Raw genomic sequence first — 20,086 nt, 5'->3', positions numbered from 1 at the left:
CTGGATCACCTTTTGCAAGAGCGGATGAATTGTTGGTCGCCCGATGAGGCGGCAAAGCCTCTGAGACCGATGTTAAAGCCGAAATTGGTCGTAGGCTCAACCGCTGTAGAGGAAGAATAGCTTCGCGCAACGCGCATATCCACGTCGACACATTCATTGGTGTAGTTCAGGCCGATACCAGCCGTCGCTGCACGGTCATCGGCCAAGTTGAAACGCCAATCTGCATTCACCCGCCAATGGGTGTTGATGTCGTAGTTGCCCGCCAGAAAAATTTCGGAGACCGCCGCATCGCGTTCTTCGGCTTCATCTGCGTCAAGCCAGACATAAGAGCCGCCGATGCCCCCCTTGGCAAAACCCCAGTTTCCGCGCAGCTCGGCTTTGGCAAGCTCGAATTGTTTGTCAAACAGGGTGCGTCCGCTAAGCGTCAGCCCGTTCGTGGTCTTGATCTGGGCCGCAACCAGATAGTTGGAGGATTTGCCCGTCAGCCCGGAGGATAGTGAGAAATCGGGGTCAGCTTCGTCCCGAAAAACCTGACCAAATGTCAGTTGCGTGTCGAACCCAGTCGGATTGGTGCGCGCCCAGTTCACCCCGATCGCCGCGATGACACCCCGCTCGCGTCTGTCGGGCCGCGGAAAGCGGGACAGCGCCAGCAGATTGCCCTCGTCAAACTCAACCCGCGTGCTTTCGTCGTTCGGGATATCAAGCCTGCTGCCACGCACCCAGCCGATCTGCGCCACAGGCTCAAGCACCTGGGTCACACCATCCGCGTCGCGCCGCACCATCGGATAGCGCAAGGCGACAGCAGCTTGGGGTGCGATATCGGCGTGGTTCTGGTCGAAGCTGGCGTCTTGCGTGATATCAAAGAAGTTGAAGCTGACGCCTGCCTGCACATCCGCAACCAGACCGTTGCCATAGGTAAAACGACGCAGCCAATCTGCCCGGCCATTCAGACGGGCTACATCGCGCCCGTCGGTCACCAGATCATCATCGGGTCCGTCGATATCGCTGTCCGAATTGCGCCGGTGGCTGTGCGCCTCAAGCCGCAAGCGCAGTTCACCGCCCAGTGCGGAAGGGAAGAACCGGCGCTCGTATTCGCCGTCCAGCACCACGGTGGGCAGGTTGTCGTTGATGTCGTCCGCGCGCAGGCTTTCAAAGTTGTAGAACGTGCCGCGCACAAACTGATCACGCTGGGCGCGGCTGACGCTGATGTTGCTTTCCAGTCGGTCCTTGTCGGAATAGTCGTACTCAGTGAGATAGCCGCGATCTGTTGTCGCCTCGATGTCAAATGTCAGGCGGTAACCGCGGTTCAGTTCGAAAGCCCCATTGGCAAAAAGGTATCCCCGGGTCTTGTCGGGGCGCTGGTCATCGCGGGTGACGGCGGTGTCTACGGTGATGCGCCCGCGCTGGAATGCCTGCCGGTAACGCAGTTCCAGCGTGCGGGTTACACCCGACAGATAGGGGGTGACGGTAAGGTCGCGGTGATCGCCCAGTTTGATGAAGTAAGGAATTTTGACGCCCGTGCCCAGCTGCGATGTGGTGCGGATTTTCGGCACCAGAAAGCCGCTGGAGCGGGCCAGGCCGGGCCCGGGCAGGCGCAGCCGCGGCAGATAGAATACCGGCACGTCCAGAATACGAAACTGCGCCTCGTCAAAATAAAGCTGCTGGTCTACCCGATCATGGATCACGCGCCGGGCGCGGATCTGCCAAAGGGGCGCACGCCCGTCTTCACAGACTTTGCACGAGGTGACAGAGGCTTTGGACAGTTGGTCATAGCGACCTTCGACACGGTCCACCTGTGCCGCCGCGATCTGCAATTGGCGGTTCAGGATCAGCCGCGCACCCGTCAGGATGCCATTGCGCAGGTCCGCGTCCAGTTCCCCTGCATCGGCAAAGATCAGCGTCTGGTCGCCTTGTGTCAGCGTGATCGGTCCTTCGATGATCAAGCGGCCATCATCCTGCCGGTAGCGCACGGCGCTGGCCTGTAGACGGGCCCCGTTTTGGAATGCCTCGACGTTGCCCTCGGCAACCAGCTCGCGCTCTGCGGTGATAAAGACTTCATCCGCGATCAGCATCGCGGCACCGGATGCGTCAATTTGCTGAGCATACAACAGGCCGGGCAGGGTAAAGACGAATGTGAGAACAAGGATCAGACGTCGCATCAGCCGTCCTCCATATGCAGCAACAGGCCTATGGCAAGCAAAATGGCTGCCACCGGCGGGGCCCAGGCCGCCAGAAGAACGGGGATCTGGCCGTTCTCGCCGAGGATCTGCGCAAAGCTGCGGATGAAATAGAGACCAAAGCCCAGCAGCACAGCACTGAGAACAGCCACGCCGGTGCCGCCCCCCCGCGCATGGCGCATGGTAAAGGCGCTGGCGACAAGGACCATTGCGATGAGGAACAGGGGCCGCGCGAATTCGGTTTGCAGCCAGACCGAATGACGCCGCGTGCTGAATCCGGCCTGCTCCAGCTGGCGGATGAAGGTGGGCAATTCATAGATCGACACCGCTGCCGGTTTGCCGATGCTTTCGCGTATGCGCTCCAGCGTCAGGGTCGACGGGATTTCAAGCGTTTCAAACATCTCAGCGTTGGCTTCGGCGTTTAGACCCGCGCGCAAGGGCCAGGCTTTGGCGTTGCGCAGTGACCATGCACCGTCCTGAAGCGCGGCACTGCCTGCCTCGATCCGGCGCACGGGGCCGTTCTGGCTGTCATACGAGATGAAAGTCACGTCATACAGCACAGAAGCATCGGCATTCGAGCGCCAGGCGCGGATCACCGTTTGCCCCTCAGCGGTGCCTTGGCGCAGCCAGAGGCCCTCATCACTCACTGACAGCGCCGATGCACCGCCGGCGCGGTAGCTTTCGGACAGTTGCAAATAACGGTTGCCAGTGGCCGCCACGATCGGGTTCAGCATGCTGACCGCCAGCACACCGATTACCAAAGCTACAAAAACCGGCGCGATTAGCGCCCGGATGGCAGAGCGCCCCGCCGCCCGGGTCACCACAAGCTCGGATGACCGTGACAGCGAAATGAACAAAGTGATCGTTGCCAGAATAACAATCAGCGGCAGGATCAGATTGATGGTCTGCGGGGCGCTAAGCAGGGTCAGACCCAGTATCTCTTGCCAGCCGATGCCCAGACCGCCGAACTTGCGGGCCTGTTCCACGGCGTCAATCAAGACGACCAAGGCGAACAGCACCGCCGTAATCCCCACAAATGCCATGGCAAAGCGGCGTGCAAAATAGACATGCAAGATCATGCGACTGCCCTCTTGCGTTTCAGCCGGGCCAGCCAGCCCGGGTGCGCCGCATGGGCCAGCATCAGTGTTACCAGCACAGCCCCGACGAGCGAGGGCAGGTATAGCAGAGGCCAGAGGCCAGCGTCGCTGCGCACACTTTCAACCAGCGTGCCGCGAAAGCCGTCGATGGCGATCAGCAGTGCAAAAGCGATGGCGATCTCGCGCCAGACCCCGAACCGCGAGAACCCGGCCGTCAAAAGTGTGGAAAAGCCGACCAAAGCAGCGATGATACAGAAAAGCGACTGTGCGAAGCGCGAATTTAGCTCCTCTGCGATCACGCCCGCTGCGACTTCGCCGCGCTTGGTCAATGCTTGCCAACCCGTAATCAACTGCGGTGTGGTCAGATCAGGTATCGCGGTGCTGCCGGGCGCATCACTGCTGACGAGGGTCGAAATATCAAATGAAAAGTCGCGAAACTTGGCGGTAGCCAACCGTTTGTCCGTCTGGTTCAGCCTTTGCGCCAAACCGTCCACCATGATCAGCGTCGTGCCGGTGCCGTTGCGTACCAGATAGGCTTCGGCTGCGGTATAGATAACACCTTCGGCGGCGTTGCGCCGGTCCGACAGGAAGACATCGCGCAGAACACCGTCCGCATCAATGACGCGGGTGTAGAAGGTGACTTTCTCTGTCGGGTGCAGGAACCGGCCTTCGCGTAGCAAGCCTGCGGTCACGTTCTGCGAGATTTCGCTTTCGCGCTGGGTCAGCTGCGATTGCGCCATCGGCACCAGAAAATGGCTCAGCAAGCTCATCATCAATGCCACGCACAGACCGTAGACCAGCACGGGTCGCGCCAGCCGCCAGGGGCTGGAGCCAGTGGATTGCAGGACCGTCATTTCTGATTCCTGCGACATGCGGTTGGTGACATAGACGGCCCCCGCAAAGGTCGCGATGGGCAAGACCGTGGTGATCAGGCGGGGCAGGCCAAGGGCTGTGAACTCAAGGAAAACAAGGGCGGATTGCCCGTCTCCGATCAGCCGGTCAAACAGCACCACAGCCCGATTGATCCAGAACAACGCCACCAGGACCAAAGCGAAGAAGCCGAAAAGCAACAAAAGCTGCGACAGCATATAGCGGTCTAATCTGGCCACTCGCGTTCCTCGAAGATGCCCGGTTGAGCTGTTTTAAGGATGTCTAAAGCATTATCCGGTTCAGGAAAACTGCTAACTGGTCACCGGCACCTAGCCGCGCTAGGTCTGGTAGGAAATCAGATGCAGGGGCCCAAGCCATGACAACAGTGACACCCATTTCCTTTGAAGAGACCGATATCGACCGTATTGCAGAGCATGCGGGGCGCGTCGCGATTTTTGTCGACCCTGAGGGGCGACTGGATACCGGTGCGCGGCGGGTCAACAAGCTGACCCGCGGGGCGGTTGCACGCCTGACGGAGAGCGAAAGCTTTGGCAAATTGAAACCCGGTGACCGGAGCGTTTTGGCCTATCCTGTTGGCATGGCGGCAGAGGCCGTCGATGTCATTTGCCTGCCGCGCACAGCCTCGGTGCATGAGGCCCGCAAGGCGGGGGCCGCATTAGCCAAAGTGCGTGCGCGCGATGACCTGCTGGTGCTGGCGGGGTCCACGCGGCATGTGGCCGAGGTCGCCTTTGGCATTGCCATGCGCGATTACGGGTTCGAGGATCACAAAAGCAAACCGGCAGAACGGGCAGGCAGTGTCACCGTCATGTCCAACAAACCCGAAGAAGCGCAGGCCGCCGCCGCGCCCCTGATGGCCGTGGCCGAAGGGGCCTTTATGACGCGCGATCTGACCAATGCGCCTGCCAATGTGCTGACGACGACAGAATTCGCGGATCAGTTGGCCGCGATGGAAAAGCTGGGGCTCAAGGTTGAAGTGCTGGATGAGAAGGAGCTTTCAAGCCTCGGCATGCGCACACTTTTGTGTGTCGGACAAGGCTCTGACAGCCCGTCCAAAGTAGTGGTCATGCGTTGGGAGGGCGGCGACAAGGACGACGCACCGCTGGCACTGGTCGGTAAGGGCGTGGTCTTTGACACCGGCGGCATCAGTCTGAAACCCGGCGCCGGTATGGAAGATATGACAATGGACATGGGCGGTGCCGGCGTGGTCGCGGGCGTGATGCGCGCGCTTGCGCTGCGCAAGGCGCAGGCCAACGTCGTGGGACTGGTTGGTCTGGTTGAAAATATGCCATCGGGCAATGCGGTGCGCCCCGGTGATGTGATCACCTCGATGAAGGGCGACACGGTTGAGGTGATCAACACCGATGCCGAAGGACGCTTGGTGCTGTGCGATGTGATGTGGTACGCGCAGGACCGGTTCCAGCCCGCCGCGATGATTGATCTGGCGACATTGACGGGCGCGATCATCGTAGGGCTCGGACATGAAAACGCAGGTGTGTTTTCAAATGACGATACGCTCTGCAACGCTTTCTTGAAGGCCGCCGGTGCAGAGGGTGAAGGCGCGTGGCGGATGCCGCTGGGTGACGCCTATGACAAACTGCTCAAAAGCCGGATTGCGGATATGAAGAACATCGGTGGCCGCGCTGCCGGGTCGATTACCGCCGCGCAGTTCCTGCAGCGGTTTGTAAAGGACGGTACACCCTGGATCCACCTCGATATCGCCGGCGTGGCCTCGGTTAAGTCCGAAACCGCGCTGGCACCGGTGGGTGCCACGGGATGGGGTGTGGCTTCGCTGAACCGCTTGGTGGCCGATATGTTTGAAAAGGACTAAGACCCCATGGGCGCTGCCTATTTCTACCACCTGACGCAACGCTCACAGGCGGATACCCTGCGGATGCTCTTGGGCAAATCACTGGAGAACGGCTGGCGCGTTGCGGTGCGCGGCACGGAGGGTGCCGCGCTTGAGGCTCTCGACCGTGCGCTGTGGCTGGGGCCGGAGGACGGGTTCTTGCCTCATGGTATCGCGGGTGGACCTGCGGATGCGGAGCAGCCTGTCCTTCTTACCCTGGACACGGCGGCGGCGAACGACCCGCATTGCGTGATGTCTGTGGACGGCGCGCAGGTCTCGTCAGAGGAAGTCGGGCGTTTGGAACGTGTTTGTGTGCTGTTCGATGGAAACGACCCAATGGCACTCGATACAGCGCGGAGCCAATGGAAGGCGTTGAAAAACGCAAGTGCAAAGGCGCAGTACTGGTCCGAGGAATCAGGCCGGTGGGAAAAGAAAGCGGAGACCTGACGGAGCCGTAGGCAACCCGTCTCTATCGCGTCAGGATCAGTTCACCACCCGCAATCTCGATCCGGCCCCAGCGTTGCAGATAGCCCATGCCCAGAAGGCTTTGCCGCATTTCGCCTTCGTTGACAACGGCGGGTACATTGCGGTCCGTCACATTGCCCAGTTGCACCGCGTCAAGACGGACGAAAGCGGTGCGGACCTCGCCATTGGCGGTATTCGCACGGCCCAGATAGGACAGGTTTTCAGTGTCGACACCGGCGCGCGCGGCGTCGGCGGTGGTCAGTACCATATCGGTCGCACCCGTATCGACGACAAAGCGCAAAGGCACGTCATTGATGCGCAGATCAAGATAGTAATGCCCATCCCGTGCGCGGGGGACGATCACCTGGTCGCTCCCGTTCACGCTGATCTGAGGGCTGCGGGCGTCGCGGCTGATGTCTTGCCACAGGCCCACGGCAGCGGCACCACCGACAAAGATCATGCCCCAAACGGCGGCATATTGCAGGGTTTTGTTCAGCCCATCACGGCTTTGCATGAGAAACCAACCGCCGACCATGGCCAGCAGCACAATAAGGTAAATCAGGTTTCCGGTGTCGAGATTGGCCATTGGCGCTCCTATCGGCTGTCCCTGTTATATAGGAACACGATAGGCGTCTGTCAGCCTGTGCCGGGCCCGAAACCATAGGCAGATAGACCATCGAGTACGAATTGCACTGAAAGGGCGGCCAGCAACATGCCGAGGATGCGGGTGATTACATCAATCCCGGTTTTGCCGATCATCTGGTCCAGACGCGGGCTGAGGATCAGCACCACCAGCATCAATACAAGGGTTAAAGCGGTGATGCCCAGAATGGTGATCAGACCTTCGCCGCCCGGCTTTTCGCCGATCAGCAGGATGATCGAAGCGATGGCACCGGGGCCGGCGATCAGCGGAATGGCCAGCGGAAAGACAGAAGGGTCGTGGTCGTCATCCTCATGATGGGCACGGTCCTCGCGGCGCTTGGTGCGGCGATCAAACAGCATGTCGAGCGCGGTTAGAAACAGCAGCACGCCGCCTGCAATGCGGAAAGCGGGCATGGAGATGCCGATAAACCCCAGCACCGCCTCCCCAAAAAAGGCAAAAATCGCGAGCACAAAGGCCGCTGTCAGCGTGGCACGGACCGCGATGCGGCGGCGCTGTTCGGGCCGCATACCTTGTGTGAGCGCAAGAAAGAGCGGCGCAATCGCGACAGGGTCGATCACGACCAGCATGGTGGCGAAAGCGGTGATCGTATAGGCGGTATCAATATCAATCATATTTATGTCTTCGCGTGCCGTGCACTTTTAATAATCCATAGACAAGTTGTCTGGTGCCACGCGGGCCTTGTCTGAAGGGAGACGTCAATAAGCCGACTGTTCCCCTTACTATACAGAACTGACAGCGCTTAACCATCAGGCGCTGGCTTTTTCCAGTTTCTCTTCGGCCTGCATCCACAGGGCTTCAGCGCGTTCGAGGGCGTTCATCACCTCGGCGTATTTCTTGTTCCATACTTCCAACTCACCGACCTTGCCGTCTTCATAAAGTGCCGGATCGGCCAGTTTCTTGGCCAGTTTGTCGCGCATCTCGTTGATTTTGCTCAGGCGGGCTTCGGATTTGCGCACCTCAGAGCGGAGCGCGAGGATCTCGTCGCGGCTGGCCCGTTTGGGTTTCGGCGCTTCCTTGGGCTTCTGGTTCTTGCTGACCGGTTTGGTCGGCGTCAGCAGCATTTTTCGGTAGGATTCCAGATCATCCTCATAGGGCGTTACTGTCCCGTCCGACACCAACCAAAGGCGGTCAGCGACCATCGACAGCAGGTGCATGTCGTGGCTGACGAGGATCACGGCACCGGAATACTGCGTCAACGCTTCTACAAGCGCCTCACGGCTTTCGATATCAAGGTGGTTTGTCGGCTCGTCGAGGATCAACAGATGCGGCGCGTCCAGTGTGGCCAGCAGCAGCGACAGGCGGGCCTTCTGACCGCCAGAAAGGCGGCCGACTTCGGTCTCGGCCTGATCGGGGCCAAGGCCAAAGCCCGCAAGTTGGGCGCGCAGTTTCGACTGCATCACACCAGGGCGGGCCGTGATCATGTGCTGGAGCGGGGTTTCTTTGACGACAAGTTCATCCACCTGATGCTGCGCGAAAAAGCCGATGCGCAGTTTGTTGGCTTTGACCGCTTTGCCGCCCATCAGGATCAGCCTGTCCGACAGTAGTTTCGACAGGGTGGATTTGCCCTGACCGTTCTTACCCAAAAGCGCGATGCGGTCGTCCTGATCAATGCGTAGGTTGAGGCGCGACAGGACCGGCACATCCTCGGTATAACCCACCGCACCGCCTTCGATCTGGATGATCGGCGGGGAAAGCTCTTCGGGTTCGGGGAAGGTAAAGACGCGTTTCGCCGCCTGTTCGGGCGATGAAATCATGTCCATCTTCTCGATCATCTTGAGGCGCGATTGCGCTTGCTTGGCTTTGGATGCCTTGGCCTTGAAGCGGTCAACGAAGGCCTGCATGTGATCGCGGCGCGCCTGCTGCTTCTTGGCCATCGCCGCCTGCACGGCGCGTTGTTCAGCACGCTGACGGGCGAACTGGTCATAGGGGCCTTGGTAGAAGGTCAGCTTGCGCTCTTCGAGATGGAGGATTCCATTGACGGCGCGGTTCAGCAGGCCACGGTCGTGGCTGATGATGATCACCGTATGGGGATATTTGGCGAGGTATTGTTCCAGCCAGATCGACCCTTCGAGGTCGAGATAGTTGGTCGGTTCGTCCAACAGCAGCAAATCGGGTTGGGCAAAGAGCACACCCGCCAGCGCTACACGCATGCGCCATCCGCCAGAGAAGGCGGAGCAGGGCATCAATTGTTCTTCGGCCTCAAACCCTAGACCTTTGAGGATCGAAGCAGCGCGGCCTTCGGCGGACCATGCGTCAATATCCGCTAATCGCGCCTGAATGTCCGCGATGCGGGCCGGATCGGTTGCACTCTCGGATTCGAGCATCAAGGCCGCGCGTTCGGTATCAGCCTGCAATACCGTGTCTATCAGCGACGTGTCAGAGGAGGGCACTTCCTGTGCGACGCCGCCGATCCTGGCGCGTGAGGGGAGCGAAATGTCGCCCGCGTCCAGACCAAGTTCGCCGCGTATGATCTTGAAAAGCGTAGTCTTTCCCGCGCCGTTGCGGCCCACAAGCCCCACTTTGTGGCCTTCTGGGATGACAGCAGAGGCTTCCTCGAACAGAGGACGGCCTTCGATGGAGTAATTGATTTCTGAGATGCGTAACATGGACGGGGTTTGGACCAAGCGGCGGATGGGGTCAATGTATGGTTTGAACCGCTGCGGTAGATCGGTCGCAAACGCTCATTTGCCTCGATCCGGGTCGGGGCCAACGGCCTGTTCAAGATCGAGAAAAGGGAAAAAAGCTTTCACTCTATCAAAGAAAGCGCCGTTGTCTTGCAACCTCTCCAGCGCCTCTTTCTTCGAGATGCTGTCCTGCATCGTGGAGATTCCGCGCAGAAGGGCGATGCCGCTCAGCGCTGCGGCTTCATCGTCGCTTAATGTGAAGCTGCTGTGCCACCCCATGATCCGCATCGGTTTGAAGTCGATCAATTGTGCAACCTCCAGCATATCAAACAGGTAGTGCGGAGGATCGTCTGCATCTGTGATGACGTGGTATATCCATTCTTTGAACTCGCCAAAGTGAATGGCTGAACTTTTCAGGCAATGGAGGGCAAACCCTATATCAGCGCTGTCGTTTTTGGTCAGCCGAAAGTGCATGAAGGTGCCTCGCTTAGATCTCAGGTCGAAGCCGGATCGGTAGCACCCGACCGCAGGCTAGTCATATCGGAGATATTCATTGAGTGGATAGAGGTTTGCAAACATTCCAACCTTTCCAACCCCAAACCCTCATGTTAAAGCCCGCGCAAATCAACACCCCATAGGAGCAAGCCACATGGCCCTTGAGCGTACATTTTCGATCATCAAGCCCGATGCAACCAAGCGTAACCTGACCGGTGCGATTGCCAAGAAATTTGAGGATGCCGGTCTGCGCATCGTTGCGTCAAAGCGCATTCACCTGACCAAAGCGCAGGCAGGCGAGTTTTACAAAGTGCACGCTGAGCGTCCGTTCTATGACGAATTGTGCGAATTCATGGCGTCCGCGCCAATCGTGGCTCAGGTTCTGGAAGGCGAAGACGCCATTGCCAAGAACCGCGAAGTAATGGGTGCTACAAACCCTGCGGATGCCGCTGCGGGCACAATCCGCGCCGAATTTGCCGAAAGTGTCGGCGAAAACTCTGTTCACGGCTCAGACGCGCCAGAGACTGCGAAAGAAGAGATTGCATATTTCTTCTCCGGTCTCGAACTCGTCGGCTAAACCCGACCGATCAAGCTTTTGGGAAGGGCCGCAGCGATGCGGCCTTTTTCGTGTCTGGTGCCTGCCGTTGCAGATGCGCTTCAAGCAAGTCGACATTGCGTGTCTTGGATCGCCAGCCGATGTCAAACAAGTCACCCACCAGCGGCACCGCACCAATCACGAGGTCAACAGCCGCGTTTGCGCCCATGCGAAATAGCGTAGGCCCCGGTGTTCCCATGCGGCGCGCTTCGCTGATGATGTAAACGGAAGGGGCCAACGCCAGAGCGTCGCCGATACCCGGCACAAGGCCAAGGATCGCATCCCAGCCAATTCTGACGCCGACGATCGGCAGGCGATATGCATTGTCCATTCGGGTCGCCAGTTTGCGCAGGCGGGCGAGATCGACTTGATGCGGATGGGCGGTTTGGTCGGGTGTGTGTTGAGCGTTCATGAAAAGAGAACACCAGTGCCGCGTAGAGGTTCCCGGATGTTCGGATATTAGCACAGAGGTCACGTCGGACATACGGTTGGTTTTTAGAGCGACGGTCATTCAGACTATCGGCTCTCGTTTGTAGCTAAAGGCTCGCGTAGTCCGTAAAAACCGGTGCCTGCGGCGCGGGTTTTGGCGCTTGCGCCTCGGCGGGCGGCTTTTGCGGGGGCTGTGGTGCGGGACGGGCCATCGGGCTGCTCCTGTTCAGGGGTGGCCGTGGCAATCGCGCGGCCATCCCGGAATGCTGCGCGGCAACGGCGGCGCGGAAGCGGCGGGAATAAGGCAACATTAAGGCGCCATGTAATTGTTGCAGAACTGTGACGGCTGCTGAGGTGCAATCTATTTCCGACTAAATTTGTCAGGTTGACTATCCCGACTCATTCGCTCAGGTTTAGCGCACGTCGAGCCACCCGAGTCTAGGTAGGGAAGCCGGACACCAGACAAAGCGAGGATTGACCCATGCAGCCTGTTGAAAACGCCCTGATCCAGATCGAAGACCCACAGGCGCGCAGGCTGTCTTTGCGCCTCCAGCAGATCGAGCGGCTGGATCTTCTCGAGGCGGCTTCCGAGGCGGATACCGTTTGTCCGGTTTGGGTGTCCGAGCGCTTTGGTGAAAGAGAAGGGGTGCCAGCATGAACTTTCATTCAGCGCCGCCCAAGCAATCTCCGGCACCTGCTTTGCCCTCTTATGCGGCCCGCGATCTGACGGCCGGCGGCGATCTGGCGCAGATCGTGCTGGATGATCAAACCTACACCCTGCGGATCACGCGGGCTGGCAAGTTGATCTTGACCAAATGAGCCTTCAATCACGCAACCGCGGCGGCGCACCCGTGGGCTTCATCACCGAACTCGACAGCATCGAAGCTGCGTCGGTTATCTATCTGCGTCTCTGGTGCGATGGGCCGGCCGCGCAGGCACAGATGTGGAATGATTTTGCGAGCAGCCTTGGTGCCAAGCATGGTCGCGCGGCCATGAAATCCTTCGAGGATTTGTGTGCGATGTGCATGCAGCATGGCCGCAGGCCGCTGATGCGCCACGCGGTTGCCTGCAAATGTCTGGGGGCGGACGAATCCTGCTTTGCCAACTTTATCGCAGCTGCCGCCACCGGAGAACGGGAAGATGCGGTGCTGATGGCCACGCTTCTGGTGCGGCCCGATATGGCTCCCCTGATTGCTTCTCTAGCGGCTGATGTGGGGCTGGCGTTCATGCGGATGCGTCTTCAGGCCCCCAGAGATCTCGCCGAAGCTTCACCTGCTCAGAAACACAGAACACTCCACTAAAGGGACACCCCATGAAACGCTATCTTCTTTCCACCGCTGTCGCCCTTGGCCTTGCCGCACCCGCTTTGGCGGTCGAGACGACAGATGTGCTGGACACCTATGCCGATATCGCCGCTGCGAACTATGGCGACAGCCTGATCACTGCGCAGCGCCTGCAGACATCCATCACCGCCTTGGTGACGAACCCCTCTGCCGAAACCTTGACCGCCGCCCGTGCGGCGTGGCTGGCGGCCCGCGTGCCATACCAGCAGACCGAGGTCTTTCGTTTCGGCAATGCAATCGTCGATGACTGGGAAGGCAAGGTGAATGCCTGGCCGCTGGATGAAGGGCTGATCGACTATGTGGATGCGTCCTATGGCGGGCCGTCCGACGAAAACGAATTTGCGGCGCTCAACGTAATTGCAAACCCGACCTTCACCCTGTCCGGCACCGAGATCGACGCCACGACCATCACCCCGGCGTTGTTGGAAGAAACCCTGCAAGAGGCAGACGGGGTCGAGGCCAATGTGGCGACAGGTTATCACGCCATCGAGTTTCTCCTTTGGGGGCAGGATCTGAACGGTCATGGCACGGGTGCGGGGGACCGGCCTTGGACAGACTACGCCACCGAAGAGGCCTGCACGAACGGCAATTGTGACCGGCGCGGGCAATACCTGACTGCCGCCACCGAACTGCTCATTTCAGACCTGAAATACATGGCTGAGGCCTGGGCCGATGACGGTGCCGCACGCACCGCGTTGATGGAGGATTCGGATGCCGGCATCTCGGCCATTCTGACAGGCATGGGCTCGCTGTCTTATGGTGAAACCGCAGGTGAGCGGATGCGCCTTGGCGTGATGCTGAACGACCCGGAAGAAGAACATTCCTGCTTTGCCGATAACACCCATAACGATCACTACTACAACGGCGTTGGCATCCAGAACGTCTATCTCGGTGCCTATGTCCGCACTGATGGCACTCTTGTTTCGGGCGCATCTTTGTCTGATCTGGTTGCGGAACAGGACACAGCCCTGGATACCGAGATGCAAAGCAAGCTGAGCGCTGCCGTCATGGCTTTGAGCCGGATCAAACATGCCGCCGAAGCAGGCTTTGCTTATGACCAGATGCTGGAGCGTGGGAACGCTGCGGGTGAGGCGCTGATCATGGACGGCGTGAACGGTCTGATCGACCAGACGCGCTCCATCGAGCGGGTCATTACCGTCTTGGGCGTAGACGGAAGCGCGATCGAAGGTTCTGACAGCCTCGACGATCCTGATGCCGTTTTCCAATAAACAAATGCGCGTGCCGGTATGGGCACCATCACAGAAAGAGCAGTAACAATGAAGAAGACGATACTTTTGGCGACGGTCTGGTCCGTTGCAAGCGCCTATGCGGTACAGGCTCAGGATGCCGGTTTCACCTATGAAGGCGAGGTGGAAATCGGGGTCGACAGTACGATCAGCGCCGACGATCCGGCGGCAGAGATCACAGACGGGTTTGTCTCGGCGGAACTGTCCTTCGAGGCGACAATCACGCAGAACCTGACGTTCTTTGGCGGATTGGTTCTGGAATCTGTTCTGGACGCTGAAGACGATAGAGCCTTTGACGATCTGGGCCTGTATTTCAGCGAACTCGGGTTGCGCTATAGCCTTGGCAAAACTGCCGTCTCCTTTGGTAAGATCAGCCCGGTCTTTGCTAAGGCCTGGGATGAGGCACCGGGGTTCTATGGCTCCGCTCTTGCAGAGGATTACGAGCTGAGCGAGATGATCGGGGCGTCCGTGGAAACCCCCGTTGGCCCCGGTACCCTGTCCATCGCGGCCTTCTACGTGGACGATACGGCCCTGAGTGACAGTATCGGGACTAAGCGGGGTCGGGTATCGGTCGCCGGTGGCGGTGCGGGCAACACCGGAAAGCTGAACAACGTCGCGCTGCAGTACGATCAGGCCTTCGGCGATACGACTGCATGGGTCGGGGCGCGGTTCTTGTCTGCGGGGCAGGGCGATCCGTCGGATGAAACGGGCATCGTGCTTGGCGCGGCCCATGATTTCGGTGGCGGCATGGCCATGATCGGCGAGGTTGCGCACTTTGACGGGGCAGGCGGCACAGACGAGGATGCGACCTATCTCACGCTCGGCGGATCTTACGTTATCGATGCTTGGACATTCTCTGCCACGGGCACGGTCATCGACAATGACGCGGCAGCCACCGACAGCCTGGTCTCGCTTGGCATCGACCGGAACATTTCGGAAAATCTCGACATGAGCTTCGGGGTCGCACGGTTCGACGTTGGTGGGGAAAAGTCCACAGCCGTCGGGTTGTCTGGCATCTATGCGTTTTAAAGCGGCACCCTCAGCCTGATCGTCACGAAGGCGATCCGGTTGCAGAAGTTGGGGCGCGATATTCCATGTATCGCGTCCCGCAGACTTAGTGCTGTCGCCGGTAGCATTTTACTGATGAATACCTCTGAGCCAAGGCTGAGAGGTGAAATAGGTCGTATCGACTTTCCTGCACCCCAACTGGACGATGACAAACTTGGTAAAGAAACATATGCGCTGCTTGATGAGTCGAAAATGGACAAAGCCGGGTTTTATGTTGATCGTCATGCTGGCGGCGGGATCCATTGCCATCGCCGAAACACAGGACCAAACCGCATCGACGTACCCAGACTTTTACTTCGGTCTGGACGATCCGCATTTGAATGTTGTGCCCCGCACCAACGCGGAAGCAGTGCGCATTGCCAAGGTCACCGCCCCGACCACAGATTTCACCGCAGCGCAGAAGTTCGAGGAACGCTCTGCTGGTGCGGCAACCGTGCGTGCTCGGGGTGATGCGGACGCATTTTCGCAGCCCTCAGCCAACATCTCGTTTGAAGACGAGCTTGAGTTCAAACTCGGCAACGGGCTGTTCCGCAAGCTTTGGGTGTCGTCCCCCTCGTCGACATTGGCCTCGGACGGGTTGGGGCCGCTTTTCAACGCACGATCCTGCCAGCGGTGCCACATCAAGGATGGGCGCGGGCACCCGCCGGAAGGTCCGGAGGACAACGCGATCTCTATGCTGATGCGGGTGTCTGTCATGGATCCCGACGGCATGCCGGATGACGTAAGGATTGCCGAAATTGCCGACTACATCGCAACCGTGCCCGAGCCGACCTACGGATCGCAGTTGCAGGATTTTGCCGTGCAGGGCCATGCATCGGAATTCAGCCTTGGTCTGAGCTATGTCGAGGAAACCGTGACCTTGGCTGACGGCTTGGAAGTGTCGCTGCGCGCGCCAACCTATACTGCTGAAAACCTCAGCTACGGCCCCTTGGCAGAGGGTGCCATGTTGTCCCCCCGCGTGGCCCCCCAGATGATCGGTCTTGGGCTGCTCGAAGCCATTCCCGCCGCTGATATTCTCGCAGGTGCCGATCCGGACGACCGCGACAATGATGGCATATCCGGTCGCCCGAACATCGTCTGGTCTGTTGAATATGACAAGCCCATGTTGGGCCGCTTTGGCCTTAAAGCAGGCAATCCGACAATCATGGAGCAATCGGCGAGCGCATTCGTCGGCGACATTGGCATATCGAACCCCCTGTTCACTGCGGGCAGTGGCGAATGCACGGACCTTCAGGCCGATTGCCTGGCCGCCATCCACGGCGACAAGGACGCCCGCCTCACAGAGATAGATGCGGAGGGCATGGAGCTTGTCGCTTTTTACAGTCGCAACCTTGGTGTTCCGGCGCGCCGCGATGTGAATGATCCTCGGGTCTTGCGTGGCAAGGAGGTGTTTTATGCGACCGGCTGCAACTCTTGTCATACACCCAGCTTTGTCACCCACCGCCTTGAAAACCAGCCTGAGCAGAGCTTTCAGCTGATTTGGCCCTATACCGATATGCTGTTGCACGACATGGGGCCGGGTCTTGCGGATAACCGGCCCGAAGCGCGGGCCACGGGACAGGAATGGCGCACACCGCCGCTTTGGGGGATCGGCCTGACCGAGCAGGTCAGTGGCCACAGCTATTTTCTACACGACGGGCGTGCACGGTCGCTTCTTGAGGCGGTCTTGTGGCATGGTGGCGAAGCAGAAGCCCAACGGGATGCGGTCAAGGCGATGCCCACCGAAGACCGCGATGCGCTGATCAGATATTTGGAAAGCCTATGAAACGTTATCTCTTTGCCGCCGCCTTGATCTGTGCGCCCGTGGCAGCTGCTGCAGATCCATCTGTGTCAGATATCATTGACGGGCACATCCTGCCCCGGTTCGACGCCCTGGCGTCCACATCCCAAGATTTGGCACAGACGGCCCAGCAGGACTGCGATCCGACCTCGACGGACCTTCGCGCTGCATACGGTGCTGCTTTCGACGCCTGGATTTCGGCCAGTCATCTGCGGTTCGGGCCGACTGAAGTCGACGACCGCGCTTTTGCATTGGCCTTTTGGCCAGACAGCCGCGGGGCCACGCCGCGCAGTTTGGCAACCCTGATCGCGGATCAAGATCCGATAGCCGCCAACGTCGAAACTTACAGCGATGTGTCCATCGCGGCGCGCGGCTTTTATGCTCTCGAGTTCCTGCTCTATGACGCAACCCTGATGCAAGAAGGCACTTCGGACTACCATTGCACTTTGGTACGAACAGTCGCTGGTGACATCGCCGCGACTGCCACTGCAATCTACGACGATTGGACAGGCGGACATGCCGATGTTTTGCTGTCTCCGGGGCCAACTGCCACCTACCGCAGCGAAGAAGAAGTGCTGCAAGAGATGCTGAGAGCGCTGACAGCAGGCTTGCAATTCACCAGCGACAGCCGTCTCGGGCGGCCCCTTGGCACCTTTGATCGGCCCCGACCAAAGCGGGCAGAGGCCTGGCGATCGGGGCGATCGGCGTCGGACGTCAAACTGAGCCTCGAATCCTTACAAGATCTGGCGTCCAGACTGGCTGTGACCGATCCTCAAGTGGCAGAGCAGTTGACCCGCGAATTTAACGATGCGCTGGACAAGCTTGAGGCTGTTAATGATCCGGTATTTGCCAGCGTGGCAAAGCCACAATCCCGTTTGAAAATCGAGGTGGTGCAACAGGCCGTCGATACGATTCGCACAACGGTCCAAACCGAACTCGGGCCGACATTGGGTGTTGCGGCGGGATTCAATTCCTTGGACGGGGACTGAAATGCAAGCTGGCCGTCGCCAATTTATCGCGGGTTTGCTGGCAACCGGGCTGGTCCCCAAGCCCTCATGGGCTGATGCGGGATCGCCGTCTTTTCTATCTGCTGCAGCACTGGTGGATGGCACTTATGTACTGTGCGGGATCGATGCCGCGCTTAAGGTCACGTTTCAGCTTTCGCTGCCGGCGCGAGGACATGCAGCTGCCGCCCATCCATCTCGGCCGGAAGCCGTTGCTTTTGCAAGACGCCCGGGCACATACGCTGTCGTCATCGACTGCGTAACAGGATCGCAAACAGCTCTGCTGCAGGTGCCCGGCGGGCGGCATTTCTACGGTCATGGCGCGTTTTCCTCTGACGGCCATCTGCTTTTCACAACGGAAAACGATTTTGAGGCCGGCCGTGGCCGTATCGGCGTTTGGGATACCCGCGCGGGATACCGCCGCATCGACGAATGGGACAGCGGCGGCGTTGGTCCTCACGATATAAAGCGTTTGCCGAACACCGAGACACTGGTTGTCGCCAATGGTGGCATTGACACGCATCCGGATTCCGGCCGCACGACGCTGAACATCCCGACGATGCGACCAAACCTGACTTATATCGAGGCCGGCGCAATCGTCGAAGTGGCTGAACCAACGCCGCCGATGCACAAAAACTCGATCCGACATCTTGCGGTCAATGCGGAGGGGCAGGTGGCCTTTGGCATGCAATGGCAAGGCGACGGCGCTGCCCCCATGCTGGTCGGAACCCATGTACGTGGCCAAGAGATGGTCCTGCTCGACACACCTCTTGATCACTTGCGTGATATGCGCGGATACGTTGGTAGTATCTGCTATGCCGACCATGATGACACCATCGCCGTGACCTCCCCGAGAGGCGGCATCATCCAGTTTTACGACGCCCGTTCAGGCCAGTTGAAAAAGAGCCGGCCTCTCCCGGACGTCTGCGGCGCTGCCGCATCGGCAGATGGCATTCTGCTGACATCTGGCACAGGTGCACTATCTTTCATGACCGGTGGCCAGCAGACCGTATCCAGGACCGAATCTGCCAGCTGGGACAATCATCTCATCCCGCTTTGAGGTGGTCTGCACTGGAGCAGGTTTCCGGCAAGTTGATTATGTTCTGACGAAACTACCGTGCATCATCGTTCTGAGTGAAGGTGGCTGATTGCCTACATTCGCCGTTCATGTTCAGTCATGCAAAAAACGCCAGCCGCCATTCAAGCTGCAAAAATGCCCTTCTCCAAGTGCTGCCCGTCATGAATGTCAGCAAAGCGCAGGCGGCAGAAAGTTGGTGTACGCCCCTGACCGGCGGGGCCACGCAGAATGCGAGATTGGCCGCCTGAAGAGCGAGCAGTGGATGCAAGCACGGTAGATTCCGAAACCGCAGAGAATGCGTTTCAGATGATAACCTTTGAGTATAAAACAGCGATCAGAGTGTTGGAAAACCACACTTAAATCACCTGCCGACGGACCGCTTCAGCCACGGCTTGCACCGATGTTCTTGCGCCCAACGTGGCGCACGCCCTGCTTAAACGTTTTTTCACGGTTGAGATGGCTATCTACTGCGATACTGAAATCTCTTCCAATGAGTACCCCTGCGACATGAGCCGCAAAATCTCGACCTCATTCGGCTTTGGCTGCTCACGTATGTATTGGCTGTTTGCAATATCGCTCAGCAGGTCAAGGCAGGCGGAAATTTCGGCATCGCTATAGGGGCTGTCATGTTGATTGTCACTGAGAACTGACCTGGTAGCCCCATAAATTGTCACTGAGAATTGACCCATGTGAACACACTTCCCCGACGGTTTTGGTTGGGGGGATTTGGAGTGATCGACATGGGATTTTTGAGTGTCATTCGACGCTGGGCATTACGTGGCAAAATGCCAATTAGGGAGATTGCCCGGCGTACGGGTTTGTCTCGGAACACGATCAAGAAGTATCTGCGTGAAGGTGCGGTGGAACCGCAGTTCAGGACGCCCAAGCGTTCAAGCAAGCTGGATCCTTACGCGGACGGTCATGTACCGTGCGATCAAACCTTTAGGCAGTTCATCTAACGCAAATACAAAGGCTTCAAGCATATCGTCGAATTCCGTGGTGAGCTTCGACAAGCATGTATGCGCAAAGAATTCGCTTTTCGTCACTAAAGACAGGAAAACGGGTGAAAGAATTTTTGATAAACCCGGAATGCGGCGTCTGAAGTAGAAGTTTTCACCCTTCTTAAACAGATATTTTGGATGGACCATGAGTCGTCCTTGGCTTGGGGACGATCATCGCTGGAAAACAAAGGGCAGAAGGCTTTGTGTAACTTCCCGTGTAACCCCGTGTGCAACTTTTGCACATATCAGCCGAATACCATCGGAGTTAAACAATTATCTTAA

Annotated in this window: 20 protein-coding genes and 1 pseudogene; 12 read left to right on the top strand and 9 right to left on the bottom strand. The window is 58.7% G+C overall.

What is annotated here, in order from left to right:
• Positions 1-5: 5 nt before the first annotated feature.
• From Z945_RS0116210 to lptF, 3 genes are read right to left on the bottom strand one after another with little or no spacing between them, the layout of a single operon-like run.
• The gene (locus Z945_RS0116210; protein WP_025053145.1) at positions 6-2,159 is read right to left on the bottom strand and encodes an LPS-assembly protein LptD; all 2,154 of its coding nucleotides are present in this window, start codon (positions 2,157-2,159) and stop codon (positions 6-8) included.
• Positions 2,159-3,256 (bottom strand): LPS export ABC transporter permease LptG, encoded by a 1,098-nt coding sequence (lptG, locus tag Z945_RS0116205; RefSeq protein WP_025053144.1) that lies wholly within the window; start codon positions 3,254-3,256, stop codon positions 2,159-2,161. The genes Z945_RS0116210 and lptG overlap by 1 nt, the downstream gene beginning before the upstream one ends.
• Entirely contained in the window at positions 3,253-4,383 is a 1,131-nt protein-coding gene (gene lptF, locus Z945_RS0116200; RefSeq protein ID WP_025053143.1) for an LPS export ABC transporter permease LptF, read from the bottom strand. The genes lptG and lptF overlap by 4 nt, the downstream gene beginning before the upstream one ends.
• A gap of 137 nt (positions 4,384-4,520) precedes the next feature.
• Here lptF and Z945_RS0116195 point away from each other — a divergent pair, with 137 nt between their 5' ends.
• Both Z945_RS0116195 and Z945_RS0116190 read left to right on the top strand, forming a co-directional pair.
• Positions 4,521-5,993 carry a leucyl aminopeptidase gene (locus Z945_RS0116195; RefSeq protein WP_025053142.1) on the top strand — a complete coding sequence of 491 codons (1,473 nt, stop codon included), beginning with the start codon at positions 4,521-4,523 and terminating at the stop codon, positions 5,991-5,993.
• Between the two features lie 6 nt (positions 5,994-5,999).
• A complete protein-coding gene (locus tag Z945_RS0116190; protein WP_025053141.1) occupies positions 6,000-6,458 on the top strand; it encodes a DNA polymerase III subunit chi in 459 nt (152 codons plus the stop codon).
• 22 nt (positions 6,459-6,480) lie between these two features.
• Here Z945_RS0116190 and Z945_RS0116185 read toward each other — a convergent pair whose 3' ends face one another.
• The 4 genes from Z945_RS0116185 to Z945_RS0116170 all read right to left on the bottom strand — a co-directional run bounded on the left by Z945_RS0116185 (position 6,481) and on the right by Z945_RS0116170 (position 10,238).
• Positions 6,481-7,062, bottom strand: a complete 582-nt coding sequence (locus Z945_RS0116185) for a retropepsin-like aspartic protease family protein (protein ID WP_025053140.1) — start codon at positions 7,060-7,062, stop codon at positions 6,481-6,483.
• Positions 7,063-7,112: 50 nt separating this feature from the next.
• Positions 7,113-7,751, bottom strand: a complete 639-nt coding sequence (locus Z945_RS0116180) for a MarC family protein (RefSeq protein ID WP_037971113.1) — start codon at positions 7,749-7,751, stop codon at positions 7,113-7,115.
• 135 nt (positions 7,752-7,886) lie between these two features.
• Positions 7,887-9,746: an ABC-F family ATP-binding cassette domain-containing protein gene (locus tag Z945_RS0116175; RefSeq protein WP_025053138.1), complete on the bottom strand. Its 1,860-nt coding sequence runs from the start codon at positions 9,744-9,746 to the stop codon at positions 7,887-7,889.
• A gap of 75 nt (positions 9,747-9,821) precedes the next feature.
• Entirely contained in the window at positions 9,822-10,238 is a 417-nt protein-coding gene (locus tag Z945_RS0116170) for a hypothetical protein (RefSeq protein WP_025053137.1), read from the bottom strand.
• 175 nt (positions 10,239-10,413) lie between these two features.
• Between Z945_RS0116170 and ndk the strand changes: the two genes are divergently transcribed.
• Positions 10,414-10,836 carry a nucleoside-diphosphate kinase gene (gene ndk / locus Z945_RS0116165; protein WP_025053136.1) on the top strand — a complete coding sequence of 141 codons (423 nt, stop codon included), beginning with the start codon at positions 10,414-10,416 and terminating at the stop codon, positions 10,834-10,836.
• A 10-nt stretch (positions 10,837-10,846) separates the two neighbouring features.
• Here ndk and Z945_RS0116160 read toward each other — a convergent pair whose 3' ends face one another.
• The gene (locus tag Z945_RS0116160) at positions 10,847-11,266 is read right to left on the bottom strand and encodes a DUF4112 domain-containing protein (RefSeq protein WP_025053135.1); all 420 of its coding nucleotides are present in this window, start codon (positions 11,264-11,266) and stop codon (positions 10,847-10,849) included.
• Between the two features lie 498 nt (positions 11,267-11,764).
• Here Z945_RS0116160 and Z945_RS20640 point away from each other — a divergent pair, with 498 nt between their 5' ends.
• The 9 genes and pseudogenes from Z945_RS20640 to Z945_RS20380 form a co-directional block, all read left to right on the top strand.
• The gene (locus tag Z945_RS20640) at positions 11,765-11,941 is read left to right on the top strand and encodes a hypothetical protein (protein ID WP_161634100.1); all 177 of its coding nucleotides are present in this window, start codon (positions 11,765-11,767) and stop codon (positions 11,939-11,941) included.
• Positions 11,938-12,102 (top strand): hemin uptake protein HemP, encoded by a 165-nt coding sequence (gene hemP, locus Z945_RS20385; protein WP_081781014.1) that lies wholly within the window; start codon positions 11,938-11,940, stop codon positions 12,100-12,102. The genes Z945_RS20640 and hemP overlap by 4 nt, the downstream gene beginning before the upstream one ends.
• Complete coding sequence (locus Z945_RS0116140; RefSeq protein WP_025053134.1) at positions 12,099-12,584, top strand: hypothetical protein; 486 nt, start codon at positions 12,099-12,101, stop codon at positions 12,582-12,584. Before hemP ends, Z945_RS0116140 begins: the two co-directional genes overlap by 4 nt.
• 11 nt (positions 12,585-12,595) lie before the next feature.
• The gene (locus tag Z945_RS0116135; RefSeq protein WP_025053133.1) at positions 12,596-13,855 is read left to right on the top strand and encodes an imelysin family protein; all 1,260 of its coding nucleotides are present in this window, start codon (positions 12,596-12,598) and stop codon (positions 13,853-13,855) included.
• A 48-nt stretch (positions 13,856-13,903) separates the two neighbouring features.
• On the top strand, positions 13,904-14,902 hold the full coding sequence (locus tag Z945_RS0116130; RefSeq protein WP_025053132.1) for a porin: 999 nt from the start codon (positions 13,904-13,906) through the stop codon (positions 14,900-14,902).
• A gap of 250 nt (positions 14,903-15,152) precedes the next feature.
• Positions 15,153-16,706, top strand: a complete 1,554-nt coding sequence (locus Z945_RS0116125; RefSeq protein WP_241434516.1) for a di-heme oxidoreductase family protein — start codon at positions 15,153-15,155, stop codon at positions 16,704-16,706.
• Entirely contained in the window at positions 16,703-17,710 is a 1,008-nt protein-coding gene (locus Z945_RS0116120) for an imelysin family protein (protein WP_025053130.1), read from the top strand. Before Z945_RS0116125 ends, Z945_RS0116120 begins: the two co-directional genes overlap by 4 nt.
• A 1-nt stretch (position 17,711) precedes the next feature.
• A complete protein-coding gene (locus Z945_RS0116115; RefSeq protein WP_025053129.1) occupies positions 17,712-18,785 on the top strand; it encodes a DUF1513 domain-containing protein in 1,074 nt (357 codons plus the stop codon).
• Between the two features lie 758 nt (positions 18,786-19,543).
• Positions 19,544-19,720: pseudogene (locus Z945_RS20380) on the top strand (helix-turn-helix domain-containing protein); the annotation flags it as partial.
• Here Z945_RS20380 and Z945_RS20725 read toward each other — a convergent pair.
• A complete protein-coding gene (locus tag Z945_RS20725) occupies positions 19,694-19,951 on the bottom strand; it encodes a DUF6538 domain-containing protein (protein ID WP_025053127.1) in 258 nt (85 codons plus the stop codon). The pseudogene Z945_RS20380 and the gene Z945_RS20725 sit on opposite strands and share 27 nt — an antisense overlap.
• Between the last annotated feature and the right edge of the window lie 135 nt (positions 19,952-20,086).

Origin of the sequence: Sulfitobacter noctilucae, assembly GCF_000622365.1 — a bacterium.
Classification (GTDB): Bacteria; Pseudomonadota; Alphaproteobacteria; order Rhodobacterales; family Rhodobacteraceae; genus Sulfitobacter; species Sulfitobacter noctilucae.
Note: the sequence above shows the minus strand (reverse complement) of the source record. Positions and strands in the feature narration are given on the sequence as shown.